This is a genomic window from uncultured Campylobacter sp. (genome assembly GCF_938018145.1).
Lineage (GTDB): Bacteria > Campylobacterota > Campylobacteria > Campylobacterales > Campylobacteraceae > Campylobacter_A.
The window spans coordinates 1-2,360 of sequence record NZ_CALIII010000106.1 but is presented as its reverse complement, the minus strand read 5'-3'; the positions used below and the strand labels follow the sequence as shown (position 1 = coordinate 2,360).

At 42.8% G+C, this 2,360-nt stretch carries 3 protein-coding genes and 1 pseudogene; 1 reads left to right on the top strand and 3 read right to left on the bottom strand.

What is annotated here, in order from left to right:
- Nucleotides 1–54 precede the first annotated feature (54 nt).
- The 3 genes from Q0338_RS02305 to gatC are packed head-to-tail and all read right to left on the bottom strand — an operon-like array spanning nucleotide 55 to nucleotide 2,022.
- A complete protein-coding gene (locus Q0338_RS02305) occupies nucleotides 55–648 on the bottom strand; it encodes a CvpA family protein (RefSeq protein ID WP_298085349.1) in 594 nt (197 codons plus the stop codon).
- Nucleotides 648–1,730: a type IV pilus twitching motility protein PilT gene (locus Q0338_RS02300; protein ID WP_298085348.1), complete on the bottom strand. Its 1,083-nt coding sequence runs from the start codon at nucleotides 1,728–1,730 to the stop codon at nucleotides 648–650. The genes Q0338_RS02305 and Q0338_RS02300 overlap by 1 nt, the downstream gene beginning before the upstream one ends.
- A gap of 4 nt (nucleotides 1,731–1,734) precedes the next feature.
- Complete coding sequence (gatC, locus tag Q0338_RS02295; protein ID WP_276710839.1) at nucleotides 1,735–2,022, bottom strand: Asp-tRNA(Asn)/Glu-tRNA(Gln) amidotransferase subunit GatC; 288 nt, start codon at nucleotides 2,020–2,022, stop codon at nucleotides 1,735–1,737.
- A 123-nt stretch (nucleotides 2,023–2,145) separates the two neighbouring features.
- Between gatC and Q0338_RS02290 the strand changes: the two are divergent.
- Nucleotides 2,146–2,360: pseudogene (locus Q0338_RS02290) on the top strand (hypothetical protein); the annotation flags it as partial.

Here is a 2,360-nt window from a genome sequence, read left to right as displayed (position 1 = left end):
TCAAAATTTTTTTAAATTTCTCAAGAAGCGCGTCGTATTCTAAATTCTCAATCATCATTTGTACTCCTTAATCGTCGAATTTATCTCTAAATTTGGCCTTTGCTCCTGCATAGAGGCGTCAAACGGCGTCTCGATATTTCCCACGCCGCTTGCTATGCCTTTTACATCCACGTTCATTATCCATTTGCCCGTATCCAGCAAGACCGGATACAGTTTACTTCCCCTAAAATACGGTTCGATTTTATTATTTAAGACTTGAATGTTTGAAATGGTAACTATCAAAACCGCAAAAACTAGGAAAATTTTGGCGCTTCCGATGATAAATCCGCCCAGTTTATCTAAAAATCCAAGTCCGCTTAGTCCGACTAGCTTTGATAAAAAGGCTCCGATGCCTAGGCAAAGCACCCAAAAAACGATAAGCGTCGCCAAAAATCCGGCGAAAAACAGAACAGAATCGCCCTCTATCTTATAGATATTATCGCTTATTAGAGTGCCGACTCTAGCGCCGAATCTACTAGCCACGACGATACCGCCGATAAGGCCGATAAGGCCGAAAATTTCCTTTATTAGTCCGCTTATTACGCCTTTTATGCCAAGTATCAAAACAAGCGAAACGACGACTACGTCAAATAATGTAACAAAATCCATTACATACCCAACAATCCGCCCAGCTCTTGCTGGCTCGTAGAGTATCTCATCGCCATCTCTTTGGTTATCTGATTTGCCTTGATAGCCTTCATGAGAGCTTGCGTTTGAGTAGTCATGCCGGTCATTTGCTGATTTAGCTGCATTTGAGAGTAAATTTGATGTACCTTATTTTCGCGGATAAGGTTTGCGATAGCGGCGTTGTTTATCAAAATTTCATGAACCGCGAGTCGTCCGCTACCGATTTTTGGAAGCAAGGCTTGAGAGATAACCGCCGTTAGCGAGACAGAAAGCATATTTCGCACTTGAAGCTGCTCACCGCCCTCAAAGCTATCTATGATACGGTTGATGGTCTGGATGGCCGAGTTTGTGTGCAAGGTCGCAAATACGAGGTGACCTGTCTCCGCAGCCGTGATCGCGGTCGATATCGTCTCCCTATCTCTCATCTCGCCCACCAGGATGATATCCGGGTCTTCACGGAGGGCAAATTTAAGCGCTCTAGCGTAAGATTGCGTATCGGTACCGATATTTCTGTGAGAGAAAAGAGATTTTTTATTCGTATGCACAAACTCCACCGGATCCTCGATCGTGATTATGTGCTTTCTTTCGGTCAAATTTATCTCGTTTAGCATAGCCGCAAGCGTCGTAGATTTACCGCTACCCGTCGGGCCGGTAACTAGTATCATTCCTTTTTCGCGCTTTACGACTTCTTTAAAGATATTAGGCGCTTTAAGATCGTCCAGCGAAGGAATCTCGGTCGGAATGATACGAAATGCCGCGGCCAAATCGCCGTTCATCGTGTAGTAGTAGTTGCCCCTGAAACGTCCGACGCCTGGAAGCTCTATGGCAAAGTCAAGCTCTCTGTTTTCCTCCAGTTCGCTTTTTTGTACGTCGGTTATGAGCGCATAGCAGATATCTTGTATGTCGTGTCCGCTCAAAACTCCGAGCTCTAGAGGTCTTAATGTGCCGTCTATTCTGATTTGCGGTTCGCTTCTTGATACGATGTGCAAGTCACTGGCTTTGTTGTGAACGACGGTTTTTAGCAGTATTTCAAGGCTGGTGTTAAATTTTTCGATTTCTTCCATTTTTCTACTCTATGATTTTTGGTACGACGAAGAAGTGCCCGCTGCTCATCGGAGCGTTTTTTAGTATCGTTTCTATCACGTCCGAGCTCACACTTACGTCTTCTCTTAGCGGAGTTCCGCCCTCTCTAGAGCTTACTACCGCTTGAGAAGCGCTTAGATCAAGCTCATCCAGTATTCCCGCGAAGCTCAAAATTTCACTGAGCTGACCTTCGATTTCCCTTCGCTTGTCGCTCTCGACTTTGAGCGAACTAAGCTTTTCGAGTTTGGTTAATAACGTATCATCTATCTGCATAAAACCTCGCCAAATTTTTAAATTTTCCCGCATTATAACACAATTTGCCTTGATTTTTATGCTGTTTTATATTTATTATGCTACAATTACGAACTTTCAATAACTAAAATTTAAGGACAAAACTTGGCTATCAAAGATGATATTGATTCTATAAAGGAAGAGTTAAATACTCAAGAACAATTTTTAGAAAACATAATCAAAAGCGAAAGATTTTTTAAAAAATATAAAAAAATTATCATCGGCGCGCTTGCTTTAGGCGTCATCGGCGCGGCGGGATACTATATAAACGGCGCTTTAAAAGAAAAAGAGTTTAAAGCCGCAAACGCCGCATATGCAAA